Annotated in this window: 9 protein-coding genes; 4 read left to right on the top strand and 5 right to left on the bottom strand. The window is 36.1% G+C overall.

Annotated features, from left to right (window positions below; translation table 11 throughout):
• Positions 1–240 precede the first annotated feature (240 nt).
• The 4 genes from ACIQ2X_RS06030 to ACIQ2X_RS06015 form a co-directional block, all read right to left on the bottom strand.
• Complete coding sequence (locus ACIQ2X_RS06030) at positions 241–2,544, bottom strand: glycoside hydrolase family 65 protein (protein ID WP_396178024.1); 2,304 nt, start codon at positions 2,542–2,544, stop codon at positions 241–243.
• 167 nt (positions 2,545–2,711) lie between these two features.
• A complete protein-coding gene (gene pgmB / locus ACIQ2X_RS06025) occupies positions 2,712–3,365 on the bottom strand; it encodes a beta-phosphoglucomutase (protein ID WP_396178023.1) in 654 nt (217 codons plus the stop codon).
• Positions 3,366–4,718: an MFS transporter gene (locus ACIQ2X_RS06020; RefSeq protein ID WP_396178022.1), complete on the bottom strand. Its 1,353-nt coding sequence runs from the start codon at positions 4,716–4,718 to the stop codon at positions 3,366–3,368.
• Positions 4,719–4,920: 202 nt separating this feature from the next.
• Positions 4,921–5,946 (bottom strand): LacI family DNA-binding transcriptional regulator, encoded by a 1,026-nt coding sequence (locus tag ACIQ2X_RS06015; protein WP_396178021.1) that lies wholly within the window; start codon positions 5,944–5,946, stop codon positions 4,921–4,923.
• Positions 5,947–6,183: 237 nt separating this feature from the next.
• Here ACIQ2X_RS06015 and ACIQ2X_RS06010 point away from each other — a divergent pair, with 237 nt between their 5' ends.
• From ACIQ2X_RS06010 to ACIQ2X_RS05995, 4 genes are all read left to right on the top strand, one after another.
• Positions 6,184–9,132: a SusC/RagA family TonB-linked outer membrane protein gene (locus ACIQ2X_RS06010; RefSeq protein WP_396178020.1), complete on the top strand. Its 2,949-nt coding sequence runs from the start codon at positions 6,184–6,186 to the stop codon at positions 9,130–9,132.
• 12 nt (positions 9,133–9,144) lie between these two features.
• A complete protein-coding gene (locus ACIQ2X_RS06005; protein ID WP_396178019.1) occupies positions 9,145–10,764 on the top strand; it encodes a RagB/SusD family nutrient uptake outer membrane protein in 1,620 nt (539 codons plus the stop codon).
• A gap of 20 nt (positions 10,765–10,784) precedes the next feature.
• Complete coding sequence (locus ACIQ2X_RS06000) at positions 10,785–11,915, top strand: SusE domain-containing protein (protein ID WP_396178018.1); 1,131 nt, start codon at positions 10,785–10,787, stop codon at positions 11,913–11,915.
• A 74-nt stretch (positions 11,916–11,989) separates the two neighbouring features.
• Complete coding sequence (locus ACIQ2X_RS05995) at positions 11,990–14,908, top strand: alpha-amylase family glycosyl hydrolase (protein WP_396178017.1); 2,919 nt, start codon at positions 11,990–11,992, stop codon at positions 14,906–14,908.
• A 61-nt stretch (positions 14,909–14,969) separates the two neighbouring features.
• Here ACIQ2X_RS05995 and ACIQ2X_RS05990 read toward each other — a convergent pair whose 3' ends face one another.
• Positions 14,970–16,529 (bottom strand): hypothetical protein, encoded by a 1,560-nt coding sequence (locus tag ACIQ2X_RS05990; RefSeq protein WP_396178016.1) that lies wholly within the window; start codon positions 16,527–16,529, stop codon positions 14,970–14,972.
• Positions 16,530–16,716 lie beyond the last annotated feature (187 nt).

Raw genomic sequence — 16,716 nt, 5'->3', positions numbered from 1 at the left:
TGAATTTCTTTTTTTGTCTAAACATTAAGAAGTTAAGGCTCTTCATTTAGAGAATTAAGTTTCTACAAAAAGAAACTCTTAATAACCTTAATGTAAAAAACTTAACTCCTTAATGTTGAATTTCTTTTTTTGTCTAAACATTAAGAAGTTAAGGCTCTTCATTTAGAGAATTAAGTTTCTACAAAAAGAAACTCTTAATGACCTTAATGTAAAAAACTTAACTCCTTAATGTTGAATTTCTTAAACCGTAACCAAATGATTCGGCTCCACCAAAACCGCATTCCCATTTACAAAAACGGTTAATTCTTTTGATCCTTCCAGAGCAAATTTAGTCTCGTGTGCATTGACAGAGACTTGCAAAATTTGATTTCTAAAATTAATTTTGAATGAATAGCCTTCCCATTGTTCTGGAATTTTTGGCTCAAAATGCAGCGCGTCATTTTTAACACGCATTCCACCAAAACCTTCCACGATACTCATCCAAGTCCCGGCCATACTGGTAATGTGGCAACCTTCTTCCACTTCTTTATTATAGTCGTCCAGATCCAATCTAGAAGTTCGTAAATAAAAAGTATATGCTTGTTCCATTCTCCCCAAACCTGCTGCTTGAATCGAATGAACACAGGGCGAAAGCGACGATTCGTGAACGGTAAAGGGTTCGTAAAAGTCAAAATGTTTCTCCAATTGGTCTTTTGAAAAATGATCCTCGAAGAAATAAAACCCTTGTAAAACATCGGCTTGCTTGATATAAGGCGAACGTAGAATTCGATCCCACGACCATTTTTGATTGATTGGACGTTGGCTTTTATCCAAATCATGTACTTTTACCAGTTCCTTGTCCAAGAAACCGTCTTGTTGCAAATAAACATCGTGCTCGTCTGAAAAAGGGAGGTACATTTTATCGGCTACTTTTTTCCATTGAACCATTTCGCCTTTATCCAAATTGACTTTAGCCATTATTCTCGAATAATCGGAAGCATAGTCATTTTCTACTTTTTCAATTTGCTCCAATGTGTAATCAATACACCATTTGGCTAAATAATTCGTGTAAAAATTATTATTTACATTGTTTTCATATTCATTTGGACCTGTAACTCCTAGAATCACAAACTGATTTTTATGGGTAGAAAAAGTAGCTCTTTGGTGCCAAAAACGAGCAATACCAATTAAAACTTCCAATCCTTTTTCGGGAATGTAACTATAATCTCCTGTAAACCTGTAGTAATTAAAAATAGCAAAAGCGATCGCACCATTTCGATGGATTTCTTCAAATGTAATTTCCCATTCGTTGTGGCATTCTTCGCCGTTCATCGTAACCATTGGGTACAAAGCTGCTCCATTGGTAAAACCCAATTTGGCTGCATTTTCAATGGCTTTTTCCAAATGATTGTATCGATACGTCAACAAATTTCTGGCCACTTGCTGGTCCTTTGTTGCCATGTAAAACGGGATGCAATACGCCTCCGTATCCCAATAAGTCGAACCACCGTATTTTTCGCCAGTAAATCCTTTTGGGCCAATATTTAAACGAGAATCTTTTCCTAAATACGTTTGATTTAGTTGAAAAATATTAAAACGAATACCTTGTTGTGCTTTGACATCGCCGTCAATGGTAATATCTGACATTTCCCAAATTTTAGCCCAAGCTCGTTTTTGGTTTTCCAATAAATGGGCATACCCTAATTTCAAACCTTCGGCAATGACATTTTGAGCGGCAGTTTGCGTATTTTCATGGTTCAAAGAAACCGTGTAACCTCCTAATTTTTGAAAAGAAACCGTTTCAGATATTCCTACTTGTAGTTCGTACGAAAACTGAACTTTATCAGATGTAACCTGAACATCTGATGGATTTTGTTGTACTGAATTTCCATTCAACAAAATACTATTTTGCATAAAAGTCGTTGCCGTAAAATGCGTTTTGAAGGTTCTTGCCGTTACAAAAGCTTCATTTCCGGAATAATTTACGTCAAGCGGTTCCCAGAATTTTTCTTCCCAATTGGCATCCTCATTATGTACTCTGGCATCAACATATGGCTTAAAAACGATTTTTGCATCACCATTTAAAGGGGTAATTTCATAATTAATAACTCCCAATTCGTCGAAATCGAGCGAAAGAAAGCGCGTAATTTTAGCAGAAATTTGAATACCATTTTGCAAAACAGCTTCAAAAGAGCGGTGGTACACACCCTCATTCATATTCAATTCCCGCTTGAAATTCGAAACCGATTTACATTTAGACAAATCAAAATTTTCTCCGTTGATTTCGATTTCAATCCCGATCCAATTAGGAGCGTTTAATACTTTGGCAAAATATTCAGGATAACCGTTTTTCCACCAACCCACTTTGGTTTTGTCGGGATAATAAATTCCAGCGATATAACTTCCCTGGAAAGTTTCGGCTGCATAATTCTCTTCGAAATTAGCCCGTTGTCCCATCGCACCGTTTCCGATACTAAACAAACTTTCGGACGATTTTACTCTTTCGGTGTCAAATCCTTCTTCGATAATTGACCAACTATTTGGTATGATATAATCTTGGTTCATAATTTTTTAATTAGGTAATTGGATAATTAAATAATTAGGTAATTGAGTAATTTGAGCATTTGAACATTGGGTAGTTTGAGCATTGGGTCATTAGCCATTTTCTCATTGAATTCATTAAATATTCACTCATTTTCTGATCGACTCAATTATCAAAATTAACTAATTGTCTAATTCATTAGCGACTTGATAAACTGTTCATTAATCATGGTAAAATCAGAAAAAATATATTCTGCTTCGTGCAAAATTTCCTTTTCTCCAATTCCGATACTTTTCATCTTAGCGGTATTTGCCGCTTGAATTCCAGCAACCGAATCTTCAAAAACGATTGAATCTTCTGGAGCAACTCCAACCAACTGGCACGCTCTGAGAAAAACTTCTGGATCAGGTTTGGCATTTGAAACATCATTCCCATCTACAATCGCATCGAAATAGTGAATAATGTTTGTTTTCTCTAAAATCGGTCGTGCATTTTTACTGGCAGAACCCAGTGCAATCAACTGATTATTGGCTTTCAAAAATTTCAAAACGGCAACTACACCTGGCAAAAGTTCGCTTTGATCCATATCCACCAAATAGGATAAATAAAGTTCATTTTTATCTTTAAGCCATTTGTCTTTTTCTTCTTGTGTAGCTTGAATGTTTCCAAGATTCAGAATAATATCTAAGGAACGAACGCGGCTTACTCCTTTTAACTCTTCGTTGTGTTCGGGTGTAAATTCGATTCCCAATTCCTGAGCCAGTTTTTGCCACGCCAGAAAATGATACTTGGCCGTGTCAACGATTACGCCGTCGAGGTCGAATATGAATACTTTTTTACTCATTTATATAATATCTACTTTGTCTTTAACTTTAATTACTAAAAATGCAGCGATTAGGAAACTAATTCCACTCATTACTATAGCATAAATTGCATGGTCGTTGTAAACATATTTCACAAGTGGACCACCAATTAAAGCATTTATTATTTGTGGAATTACAATAAAGAAATTAAAAATCCCCATGTAAACCCCCATTTTCTTAGGCTGGATAGAGCCCGCTAAAATCGCGTACGGCATTGCCAAAATACTTGCCCAAGCGAAACCTACAAGAATCATCGAAAAAATTAAAGCTTCCTTGTTTGGCATAAAATACATTGATATCAAACCAATCCCTCCTAAAACTAGAGAAAGAGCATGTGTTTTTCTTCTTCCAATTTTTTTTGCAATGTAAGGAAGTACAAATGCTACAATTGCCGAAACGAGGTTGTAAACTCCAAAAATAATCCCAACCCAATCACCAGCGGATTGATACTCGGGGCTTTTGGTATCGTTCATGTCAAGTCCATAAATGTGTTGTGCAATTGCAGGAGTTGAAAAAACCCACATTCCGAAAAGTCCAAACCACGAGAAAAATTGGACCCAACTTAATTGCCGCATGGTTTCGGGCATTTTGGCAAAATCAGTAAAAATATCAGAAAGTTTTGCTTCTTTAGCAGGTCCTCCCATTGCTTCTTGATGCACTTTTTCGTCACTAAATTTTGCTAATTCTTCTGGAGAATATTCTTTCGTTGTGAAGATTGTAATCAAAATTGATACAACAAGCACCAATGCTCCAATGATAAAAGAGTAAATTAAATTGTCAGGAATTGCGGAAGATTCTGTTGCCAAATTACTAACTCCAAACCAGTTGTTTAAAACATACGGCAACCACGAACCTACTACAGCACCAATACCAATTAATGCAGTTTGAACGCTGAAACCAAGTGTATGTTGATCGGCTCGAAGATTATCGCCAACTAAAGCTCGAAAGGGTTCCATTGCCACATTGAAAGAAGCATCCATTATCATTAACATTCCAGCACCAACCCAAAGAGCTGGTAGAAATGCAATAAAAATTTCGGCTTGTGGCATCAAGATTAACCCAACAGAAGCTAAAACGGCCCCAACAAGAAAGTAGGGTTTTCTTCTTCCAAAATTTCCCCAAGTATTGTCGCTGTAATGACCAATAATGGGTTGGACAATTAACCCCATCAAAGGCGCTATCATCCAGAACCACGAGAGTTCGTGAACATCGGCACCAAAAATTTGTAAAATTCTACTTGCGTTGGCATTTTGAAGTGCAAAACCCATTTGTATTCCTAGAAAACCGAAACTCATGTTCCAAATTTCCCAAAAACCTAATTTACGTTTTTCCATTATCGTATTGAATTGATTTACGATAAGTATTTCGACTTATCAAACTTTAATTTTGTTTCGAAGTAAAACTACAAGCATTGATAACGATGGTGTAAATATATAAAAGTTTTTAATTGAACGTTTTAAAATGAAAAAAATTTTGAAGCCAAGAAATAGAAAATTTCTAAAAATTAAAATATTGAAAATCAATTTATTATTAAAACTACAACGTTGGCGTAGATTCTCGAATTACAAGTTGGGTTTCGATTACTTCCGTTCGATAATGCTCCTCTTCTTCGAGTTCGGTCTCGAGTCGATCGATAAGCATTTGAGCCGCTTTATTACCCATTTTGATCCCGTTTTGACCTACGGTGGTAATACTTGGCGACGAATATTTCGAAATAATACCATCGGTAAAGCCAATAATTGCCATTTCTTCTGGGACGTTGATACCTTGCGCTTTGGCTTCTTTAATTGCTGTAACGGCAAAAAGTTCATTTACAGCAAAGATGGCATCGATTTTATTGTTCCGAATCAGTTGTTCAATTTGATCCGTACAATTGTCAATATCTTCAATTTTCAAAATCAAATCGGGATCAATTGCCCTATTATTTATTTTCAAAGCTTTGATATAACCGTCGGTTCGTAATTTACCCACACTCACGTAATCGACGGTTGTAATAAGTGCAATATTTTTATACCCCGCTTCAATTAATCTTTGAACCGCTTCAAAAGCTGCTAACTGATCGTCAATAATCACTTTATCACACGAAATATCGTTGGTTACACGATCAAACATTACTACCGGCATTCCTTGATTAATCACCTCAATAATGTGATGAAAATCCCTGCGAAATTGTGTCTCTTTTGAAAGCGACATGATGAATCCGTCGATACTTCCATTGGCCAACATTTCCATGTTAATTACTTCTTTGTCAAAAGATTCGTCAGAAAGTGTTACAATAACGTTATAGCCTTTTTCATTGGCCACATGTTCGATACCACTTATTACCGTAGCAAAAAAATGGTGTACAATTTCGGGAATAATAATGCCAATGGTTTTGGTTTTTCTGTTTTTCAGACTTAACGCAATTAGATTGGGTTTGTAGTTGTACAATTTGGCAAAAGCTTGCACTTTTAATCGAGTGTCTTCGCTAATTTCGGGACTGTCCCGTAAGGATTTCGAAACGGTTGAAATAGAGACATCTAATTCCTTTGCGATTTGTTTAAGTGTTACTTTTCGTTTCATAAAAATCAGCTCATTTTTTTAATTGACAATAAAGATAGAAAATCTTTTTCTTTATCGGAAAAATTACGAGTAAAACGTGTTAAAATCGTAAACTTTTCAACACGAAAACGTTTTCGGGAAGCTGTTTCGGAAAACGAATTTTTTTTACTGAATTATTTACATAAATTTAACATTCGAAGTAAGATTAAAAGCAATAAAATCAACGTAAAAAACACAATTTTAACCTAAACAAAATGTATGAAAACAATTTACAATAAGTTGTTACTTTTAGTACTGCTATTTCCTCTTAGTATTCTGGCTCAGAGTACTTTGACAGGAACGGTTATGGACAAAGTTTCAAACCAACCACTTCCGGGTGTAAACGTGGTAGTCCAAGGGACTCAAAATGGTACTTCGACTGATTTTGACGGAAAATTTAGTTTGAAAGTAAATAAAGGCGATGTGATCGTTTTTACTTACATCGGATTTAAAGAATATTCGTTAGTCTATGAGGCACAAAAAACTATTTCAATCAGCTTGGAAGAAGATTCTGCTCAATTGAATGAGGTTGTCGTTATTGGTTATGGTAGCGTAAAGAAAAAAGACGCTACAGGATCTCTATCCGTATTGGATGCCAAAGAATTTAATAAGGGTGCAAATGTTACTACCGAAAACCTATTAAACGGTCGAATTGCAGGGGTAACGGTAAACACAAGTGGAGCTCCAGGTTCTGGATCTGAAATTAGAATTAGAGGTGGTGCATCTTTAAATGCTTCAAACGATCCTTTAATTGTAATAGATGGATTACCCATTTCCAATACTACAATTGCTGGTTCTACTTCCTTTTTAGCGTCCTTGAACCCAAACACGGTTGAATCGATTACCGTTTTAAAAGATGCCTCCGCAACTGCTATTTATGGCTCACGAGCTTCAAACGGGGTAATTTTAATTACTACTAAAAAAGGAGGAAAACAACTAAGTGTGGACTATAATTTCCAGTATGGCTCAGGTAAATTAGTTAAAACAATTGATGTTTTCGGTGCCGATCAATTTAGACAAATCATTACTGATAAATTTCCAGAATTAGTACCTACTTTAGGAACTGCAAACACCAACTGGCAAGATGAAATTTATCAAAGAACTGATTTTGTTGACAACAGTTTGTCTGTTAAAGGAAATTTATTTGGCGCTATCCCTTCTCGAGTTACGATTGGAAACACGTATCAAGAAGGTCTAAGATTGACCAACAACTTTAACAGAAGTACTGCATCTGTAGCATTAGCACCAAGCTTATTCAAAGACCATTTGAAAATAAAAGTAAATGCAAATTTCACTAACGAAAAAAATAGATTTGCAGCAGGTGTTGAAGGAAGTGCTTTATCATTTGACCCGACTCAACCGGTTTATGATGCAGCATCGCAGTTTGGAGGTTTCTTTGAATATAGAAACACTGACTTGAACACACTTACAGTAGATGCCTTAACTCCGAATGTGGCAAGAAACCCAGTTTCTGAATTACTTCAAACAAGAGACTTAGGTAGAAGCAATAGAATTTTTGGGAATTTTGAAGTGGATTACAAACTCCACTTTTTACCCGAATTGCGTTTTGTTGCCAATTTAGGATATGATCAATCTAAAGGTGTAAGAGAAAAACAAATTGGAAATACGAGTGCAATTGCTTTTAGTAATCAAAATGAAATTTTAGGCAACAACGAATATGCAGAGGAAACCCTAACTAATAAATTGTTTGATGGGTATTTTAATTACAACAAAGAATTTGGCAAACTTAATTTAGATTTGACTGGAGGTTACTCGTATCAAAAATTTGAAAAAGAGCGATTTGATAAAGGAAACATTAAAGACCCTAACTTACCCGTTAATTTTCCTGAAACTACAATCGATCCGGATATAGTGTTAATTGGCTATTTTGCTCGTGCCAACTTTACATACAATAGCAAATACCTGTTGACTTTAGCATTCAGAAGAGATGGTTCGTCACGATTTGCAGAAAATAATCGTTGGGGTAATTTTCCTGCTGCATCCTTTGCTTGGAAGATCAACGAGGACTTTTTGAAAGAAAACAACACCATTTCTGATTTGAAACTTAGAGTGGGTTATGGTATTACAGGTCAGCAAGATACTGGCAACGAACGTTATGGATATTTAGAGAGATATGTACAAGGTGGTGGAGTATCGCAATACATCATTGGTGGAGTTGCTTACCCTGTGGGTGTTCCTACTGCAAGAACAGCCATTAAGTGGGAAGAAACCACTACCTACAATGCAGGGCTTGATTTTGGATTATTGAATAATAGAATATCGGGTTCGCTTGACGCATTTTACAAACTATCTGAAGATTTGTTATTTGATGCACCAAATGCTGATGGATCGAATTTTACAAATTCAAGTTTCCAAAATATTGGCTCATTCAGTACAAGAGGTTTGGAATTAAATGTAAATGCTGATGTAGTTCAGAATGAAGGAACTGGATTTAATTGGAATGTTAATTTTAATGCCACGACGTTCCAACGTAAAATTGAAGAAGTAGAACCATTTGATCGAATTGAATTAGGCGGGATTGATGGCGGTACAGGCGCTAACATTCTCGTGAATCAATCTGGTTTTACTCCTAGCTCTTTTTATGTGTACAAGCAATTGTATGATTCTTCTGGCAAAGCAATTGAAGGCGCTTATGCCGATTTAAACGCCGATGGAATTATTAATACAAGCGACAGGTACATTTACAACAATACCGATCCGGATTTATTATTGGGATTTGCTACAAGTATGAATTATAAAAATATTGATTTTTCTTTCAATATGAGAGCCAGTTTTGGAAACAGAGTATATAATAATGTCAACTCAAACAGAGCGGTGTTTGCTAGAATGCAACCTTCAGGGACTCTTGCAGCAGCAAATGCACCAGTGTCTCTATTAAATACCAATTTTGAAAACACGACCAATACGCTAACCTCTGATTTATATGTTGAAAACGCCTCTTTCTTGAGAATGGACAATATTACCCTAGGTTATACATTTCCAAAATGGTTAGAAGGAAAAGCATCAGTACGATTGTTTACGGGTGTTCAAAATGCATTTGTGCTAACCGATTACAGCGGTTTAGATCCAGAAATTACAGGTGGTATTGATAAAACAATTTATCCAAGACAAAGAAGTCTTTTATTTGGAGCTAATATTAAATTCTAAAAATATATAATTATGAAAAAAATTAAATTTATATTGTTTTTAAGTCTAATGGTAGCACTTACCCAATCGTGTACCAATGACTTAAATGTTACGCCGGAAGATGACGACGATTTCTTGTCGGAAGACTTTTTTGCCCAACCTGATGCCTATAAGAAAGGGGTTGCTGGCGTTTACGGTAATCTTTCCTTGACGGGAACAGACGGGCCTGGATCTTCACTATTAAAAGGCATCGACGCAGGTACAAGTCAATACTCACGTTGTGTGTGGTACATGCAAGAGCTTCCAACAGATGAAGCAATCTGGTCGTATGAAGGTTCTGGAGATCCTGGAGTTAGAGAAATTCAGAGAAATATTTGGAATGGTGATAATCCTATTTTCCTTGGTATGTTCAGTAGAGCTATGGTTCAAGTAGCATTATCTAACGAATTTCTTCGCCAAACCACATCTGAAAAATTAAGTTCAAGAGGCGTTACCGATGCTGCCACAATTCAAGAAATTGGCTTTTACAGAGCAGAAGTGGTTGCTTTAAAATGTTTAGCTTACTATCACTTGCTAGATCTTTTTGGGAAAGCCACTTTAGTAACGGAGAATGATCCAATCAACTTTAGAGGACCTCAACTAGAAGGGGCAGAATTGTTCAATCATATCGAGTCTGAATTGTTAGCCGTTTTACCATCGCTAAAAGATGCACGAACAAATGAAGGTGGTCGTTTAGATAAAGCATTTGCTTGGGCCATACTTTCTAAATTGTACCTAAATTCAACTGTATATACGGGTACTCCACGAAATGAGGAGTGCATGACTATGTGTTCTAATATCATCAATGCGGGCTATACTTTAAAACAAAATTACTTAGATAATTTTAAAGCCGACAACAACACCTCAAATGAGTTAATTTATGCTATTCAGTCGGACGGACTTTATACGCAAAATTATGGTGCTACAACTGTAATGTGTAACGGTCAAGTAGGTTCAATCGAAGGAAATGGACAAGCATTATATGGTGTGAATGGTTGGGGTGGTGCATTGCGTCTTCGCAAACAGTTTGTCCAAAAATTCAACGGATCCGATTTTGATTTTGATTCAAGAAAAACAATTATATCTGCAGGACGACCAATCGATATTGCCAATATTGCTATTCAAGCGCAAGGTTATATTTTAGCGAAATGGTCTAACCGAACTTCCACAGGTCTTGCAGGTCAAAACTCCACTTTTGTAGATACGGATTTCCCGTTGTTTCGACTTGCTGATTTTTACTTGATGTATGCTGAGGCACAAATGAGAAAAGATGGCGCAAACAATGGTAATTCAACAGCAAATGCGGATAATACATCTTTAGGATATATTAATGCTTTAAGAGAACGAGCAAACGATGGAAACTTTGCAAATGTAACAGCTGGCCAAGTAACACTAGATTTTTTGATCGACGAAAGAGCTAGAGAATTACACTGGGAAGGCCATAGAAGACAAGATTTGATTCGTTTCGGAAAATTCACTGGTGGAAATTATGTATGGGCTTGGAAAGGAAATGCAACAAACGGAGTGTCTATTCCTGCAAACCTAAAATTGTATCCTTTACATCCAAATACAATTAATGCCAATCCAAATTTAATTCAAAATTCAGGTTATTAACTACTCATAAAAATATAAAAATGAAAAATACTTTTAAAATACTTATTGCATTTATTGCTTTTGTTGGTTTATCTTCTTGCACAGATGAAAATAATTTACTAATATCAGAACCAACAACCGAAACATTTTTGATAAAAACTCCTTTAAACGGTGATTCAATTATTCTTTCTGAAGCAACTCCTTCGAATCCAGGTATTTCATTAACATGGAATCCTATGGATTACACAACTCCCTCAGTGATTAGTTACACGGTTCAAATTGCTAAAGACGGTACTGATTTTGCAGAACCAATTGATTTAGGCACAACTACTGAACTTTTTGCATCATTTCAAACTACCGATTTCAATTTAAAATGCTTAATGGCTGGTGCAGTTCCTTTTGTACAAACAGCAATTAATGTTAGAATTAAATCTACATCAGGAACAGAAGGATCACAACCAGTATATTCCAATTCGATTGTATATTTAGTTACTGCCTTTGGATGTTTAAACCAATATGCTGTAGGAGCAGGAATTCCTTCTGCAGGTTGGAATTGGGATTCACCGCTCAGCTTAATTTGTGATAACAATGTATTAACAGTAACCACAACGTTAGCAAATGATGCATTTCGCTTCTTTACAATCCAAGGCGATTGGAGCTCTGGAAGAAACTATCCCTATTATTTAAACGAAGGCTTTAAAATATCCTCTAACCTTGAAAATGCCAATGATGGTGACAGCAACTTTAAATTCATTGGAACCCCAGGAGTACACCGAGTAAAAATTAATGAAAACACAAAAGCAATTACAGCATTTCAGGGAGCAACAGCTGCCAACTCCTACTGGTTAGTGGGACAAGCAACACCAGGAGGTTGGTCTTGGACAGGAAGTAATGAGTCAGAATTAGGACTTGTAGCTCCAGGAGTTTATCAAGCAATTATTAGATTCAATCCAGCAGGAGATGGTAATTTTAGAATTTGGTTGGCCAATGACGGTGGCGACAGTTGGGGGTCTCCAAACAGAAATTATCCCTCTTTCGCTAACGATGGTTACACTATTGATTCTGAGTTAGTAAATGCTAATGATGGTGATTCCAATTTTAAATACACAGGTCCGAACCAAGTGAGAAGATTTACCGTAAATACAAATACCAAGGTAATTACAGTTGATTAACCTTTAAAAAAGAATTAAAAAAAATTATCAATGGACTGAGAAGAAATTCTCAGTCCATTTTATACTTAAATGTTATGAAAAACAAATTCCATATCGCAGTGCTAATGCTTTTTTGTAGTATTATGTCGTTTGGACAAATTACCACATCGCCGACACCAGTACTAGCAAATCAGCCTGCCACCATTACTTTCAATAAGACCGGAACTCCACTTGCCGCCTATACGGGAGTAATTTATGCATATGTAGGAGTTACAGTAAATGGTGTACAATGGCAAAACATTAAAGGAAGTCCGGTTTGGGGCAATAATATCCAACCAGCGATGACTACTGTAAACAGTACTACTTCTACCTTAACAATTTCACCCGATTTGTTTACCTATTTTGGAGTAGCTAATACCAATTCGATTACCCAAATCTGTATTATTTTTAGAAGTGCAGACGCTAGCATTCAAACTGCAGACGCGTTTATTCCAGTGGGTGCTTTTCAATACAACTTAACTGCTCCAATGCTAAATAGCAGTTCTATCATCACAAGCGGATCGAATGTTACAGTGAGTGCAAATAACACCAACGGTAGTGCAACGTATCAATTATTTGTTAATGGAGCTTCAACTCCAATAAATACCCAAACAACTTCTTCTTATTCATTCACGGATACCAACGTAACCGTAAATAAAAACTACGAATTACGAGTAACGCAAGGTGTAACAACTTTTACTGGCAGATTTTCGGTAATAGTCAATCCCGGAACAGTTTCAGGCGCCATGCCAGCCGGGTTGGTAGACGGAATCAATTACAATCCTACAGATGCTACAAAAGCAACGCTCGTTTTAAATGCACCATTAAAAAGTTTTGTATACGTTGCAGGAAGCTTTAACAACTGGCAACCAAACGCTACCCATGCTATGAAACGAGATACCGCTCCTGGATCAACAAAATATTGGGTAGAATTAACAGGATTAACACCTGGTCAAATTTATGCCTATCAATATTGGGTTTGTGATGTAGTAAACGTTCCATTAAATTCCCCTGCAATTGTAAAAACGGCAGATCCATTTTCGACCCTAGTACTATCGCCTTTTGATGACCCTGAAATTATTAACTTAGGTGTTTTTCCAGGACTTCCAGTATATACAGCGATTGCTCCAGGACAAGAAAGAGAGGTAACAGTATTACAAACAGGTCCAAACAACTTATTTTCTTACAATTGGAGCGAAGCCACAACCAATTTTGTAAAACCAAAAAAGAAAGATTTAGTGTTTTACGAAGTATTGGTAAGAGATTTTGATGCTACAAGAACATACCAAGACTTAATTGATAAAATGGATTATTTCAAAAATCTTAAAATCAATGCAATAAAAATAATGCCCGTTATGGAGTTTGAAGGCAACATGAGTTGGGGCTACAACACCTCATTCCACATGGCATTGGACAAGCGTTATGGACCACCCGTTAAACTTAAAGAATTTGTTGATTTATGTCACCAAAACGGTATTGCAGTTGTTTTAGATTTGGCTTTAAATCATGTTTTTGGACGTTCACCTCTAGAGAGAATGTGGATGTTGGATCCAGATAACGACGGATGGGCAAACACAAATTTAAATGGAGAGCGAACAACAAGCGAAAATCCTTACATCAATTTGACTCCTAGACATTCTTACAATGTAGGAAGTGACATCAATCACTTTAGAGAAACAGGCCCAGGTGGTAACTTAGCAAACACGTATTCGCTTAGAACAATCCAATATTGGATTCAAGAATTTAAAATTGACGGATACCGTTGGGATCTAACCAAAGGTTTCACCAATGCATGTACAGCAAATAATGAAAGTTGTACCAACGGATACCAAGCAGATCGAGTTGCTAAAATGAAATGGTATGCTCAAAACCAATGGGCAGCCGATCCTAACTCTTACGTTATTTTCGAACATCTTGGTACGGGAGGTTCTGCAGCTGAAGAAGTAGAGTGGGCGAATTTTTCACCCCCTGCACCATTCCCAACGCAAACCGCAGAACAAAAAGGAATTATGCAATGGCGAAAAATGACCGACCCCTATGCAGATCTTGTAAAAGGAAATTATGCCGATTTAAATGGCGTAGCCGATGCTTCTCATCGATTTGTAGGATATGCAGAAAGCCATGACGAAGAAAGAATCGTGTACAAGGCCCTCAACGACGGAGGTGCTAATCAAACATTTGGCAATTTATCAAAAGTACTACAGCGATTACCTGCAATGGGGTCTATGTTGTTTTTAGTTCCTGGCCCAAAGATGATATGGCATTTTGGAGATTTAGGTTGGGACGAGTCTATCTTTACTTGTAGCAACGGAACCGTTCAATTTAATGATGGATGTAAATTAGACACTAAGCCACAACCTCAATGGACGGAAAATTGGATGTCAGATCCTGCAAGAATGAATGTTTACAATCAATGGGCAAAATTAATTGACTTAAAGAAAACCGAAAATGTATTTGAAAACGGACAACATTCTTTTAATTTATCTGTAACAGGTAGCCCAAGATTAGACGTTTGGACCAGTACAAGCCCAACTACTGACTTAAGTTATGTTTTTGTTAGAACCAACTTTTCTGACAATACTTTAAATACAGCTGGAGGTTTCCCATATGTTGGTACGTGGTACGACTTGATGGATAACTCTGTAGTTACTGTAAACGCAACCAACCAGAATATTACTATTGAACCAGGTGGATTTAAAGTGTATGGAAATAAACAAACGCAACTTTCTCAAAATACTTTTGAAAAAAATAAAATAGCGTTGCAACCCAATCCAACAAACGGTACATTTTACATCAATACCAATGCTAAAGAAGTAGTGATTTACAACTTGACGGGGCAATTGGTACAACAATTTAAAGGAGCATTCGATAGTAGTTACTCCTACTCCATTGACGGTTTAAATCCAGGGATGTATCTTGTTAAAGTTATTGATGAAAACAACAATCAATCTTCGATAAAATTGATTAAAAAATAAGGTTTTTTTGGTTTAGTTAAATGTAGAAATGGTTCTTTCAAATTCGAAAGAACCATTTTTTTTATAAAACCGTTTTCTTTATTCCTTCTGCAATACAAAGCCAAAAATAATTGTAAAACGACTTCTCTTTAATTCGTTCAACAGTCACTTCACGTTCGAGTAATTCCCCATCAGAATCATCTTTGAGCAACAAATTTCCTATCCACGACTTTAACTTGCTTACTTTCTCAAGGTTTTTCTTTTGATACAATTGTACTTCCAAACCACTAAATTTTAGTGCAAAATCACCACTTGCGAAATCATCATTTCCAGAAAAATTAAAGTACACTTGGTCAAAAGTTCCGGTAGTAGTTGCATTGAGATACGGCTTCGTGAACACAGCTAATGTACCAGTTTCAAAATTCAAAATCCTGCCTTTAATTGTAAAACTGTCCTTTTTGTCCATGACATTAAAACGCCAATCGATCCGCATCGGGGAACGGTTCATAAATTTGCAATCTATAGTAATGACAACATCGGTCTGTTTTGTTTTTTTAAAACCGCTAGTTAAATGTGTTGCCACCATATTAAAATCGGTAAACTCCAAACGACCTGCACCTTTATCAAAACTTTTTTCTTCTTCGTACACCAGTTTTGAATCGACAATTGCCAAGGTATCTACCTTCAAATCAAAGGGCAATTCTCGAAGTAATTTATTATACAAAGGTTTTATGGACAAATCATCTTTTGGAATTTTGCTTCTGTAAATCAAAGCATCTGCTTGATTGATGGAAATTTTACTGGTTTTAAAAAATAATACTTCTGCATTAAATCCCCAATCCATATCCTTGACCTCCATTTTTTCGGCTTTTAGTTCGAATACATCTTTTTCTTTCGGCAATTGATTGACAAATTCTCGACGACTCAATTGCGGTACCATCGAAAACCGTTTTAGGTTCATTCCTGTATTAGTAGTTTGGATTTGAGCTATTTGAATTCGATATCCATCGGCTGTTAAATAAAAAAGACCGTCGCAATTAATGGCATATTTTTTATAATTAAAAGGAATTTTCTGTACCAAGGTTTGTTCGGAAATAGCAATATCGTCCAATTGAACACTTACATTTTGTGCATCGAAAAGAGTTTTGTTATTCTTTAAATTAACGATAAAAAAACTACCCTTTTCTAGATACACATTTTCCACTTTAATGATTTTTTGAAAAGGCGCTACAACGGAGGATCCAATATTTTGTGCAGAAGTAACGGCTTGATCATTGTTTTTAAAAAGAGTAATTTTTGCGCCAGAAACGGTTATGGACGAAGCTTCAATTTTGTTGCCAAACAAGAGTGGAACTAGTGCAAAATGATCCATTTTTAGGTTCTCGACAGAAGCAAAAATGCCGTTCTTTGACAGACTGTCTTGGGCTCGTTCTTTTGGCGCAATGGTGATTCCGCTTGCCTCAATTGTTTTCGAAAACAACGAAATTTCCAGTCTTTTTGATTGAATGTGGTACGGTGTTTCATTTTTTTCGGAAATCAACTGAGGTAATTTTACATTAATCCACCAATTCAAACCAATTGTTACAACAATAAGAAACACAACGACTCCAACAACGATTAATCCGATTTTTTTTAAATTCATCTTCCCCATCTTTTAGCAATTGTATAAATATAGCAACTAAAAAATGGAGACTTCTTTATTATTGCTGTGTTCAATTCATAAGTGCAACAAACTTATTATTTAGAGTTTCAATTGGACTAAGATAATTGAATTTTCTAATAGGTCTGTTATTAATTGATAATTCTACTTGTTTAATTTTTTCATTAGT

Source organism: Flavobacterium sp., assembly GCF_044368625.1.
Lineage (GTDB): Bacteria > Bacteroidota > Bacteroidia > Flavobacteriales > Flavobacteriaceae > Flavobacterium.
The sequence above is the reverse complement of the archived record's forward strand: the minus strand, read 5'-3'. Positions and strand labels throughout refer to the sequence as shown.

What these genes read in the sequence shown, in the direction of transcription:
- ACIQ2X_RS05990 (WP_396178016.1), bottom strand. Translation starts at nt 16,529, where the DNA reads ATGAATTTAAAAAAAATCGGATTAATCGTTGTTGGAGTCGTTGTGTTT.
- pgmB (WP_396178023.1), bottom strand. Translation starts at nt 3,365, where the DNA reads ATGAGTAAAAAAGTATTCATATTCGACCTCGACGGCGTAATCGTTGAC.
- ACIQ2X_RS05995 (WP_396178017.1), top strand. Translation starts at nt 11,990, where the DNA reads ATGAAAAACAAATTCCATATCGCAGTGCTAATGCTTTTTTGTAGTATT.
- ACIQ2X_RS06000 (WP_396178018.1), top strand. Translation starts at nt 10,785, where the DNA reads ATGAAAAATACTTTTAAAATACTTATTGCATTTATTGCTTTTGTTGGT.
- ACIQ2X_RS06005 (WP_396178019.1), top strand. Translation starts at nt 9,145, where the DNA reads ATGAAAAAAATTAAATTTATATTGTTTTTAAGTCTAATGGTAGCACTT.
- ACIQ2X_RS06030 (WP_396178024.1), bottom strand. Translation starts at nt 2,544, where the DNA reads ATGAACCAAGATTATATCATACCAAATAGTTGGTCAATTATCGAAGAA.
- ACIQ2X_RS06020 (WP_396178022.1), bottom strand. Translation starts at nt 4,718, where the DNA reads ATGGAAAAACGTAAATTAGGTTTTTGGGAAATTTGGAACATGAGTTTC.
- ACIQ2X_RS06010 (WP_396178020.1), top strand. Translation starts at nt 6,184, where the DNA reads ATGAAAACAATTTACAATAAGTTGTTACTTTTAGTACTGCTATTTCCT.
- ACIQ2X_RS06015 (WP_396178021.1), bottom strand. Translation starts at nt 5,946, where the DNA reads ATGAAACGAAAAGTAACACTTAAACAAATCGCAAAGGAATTAGATGTC.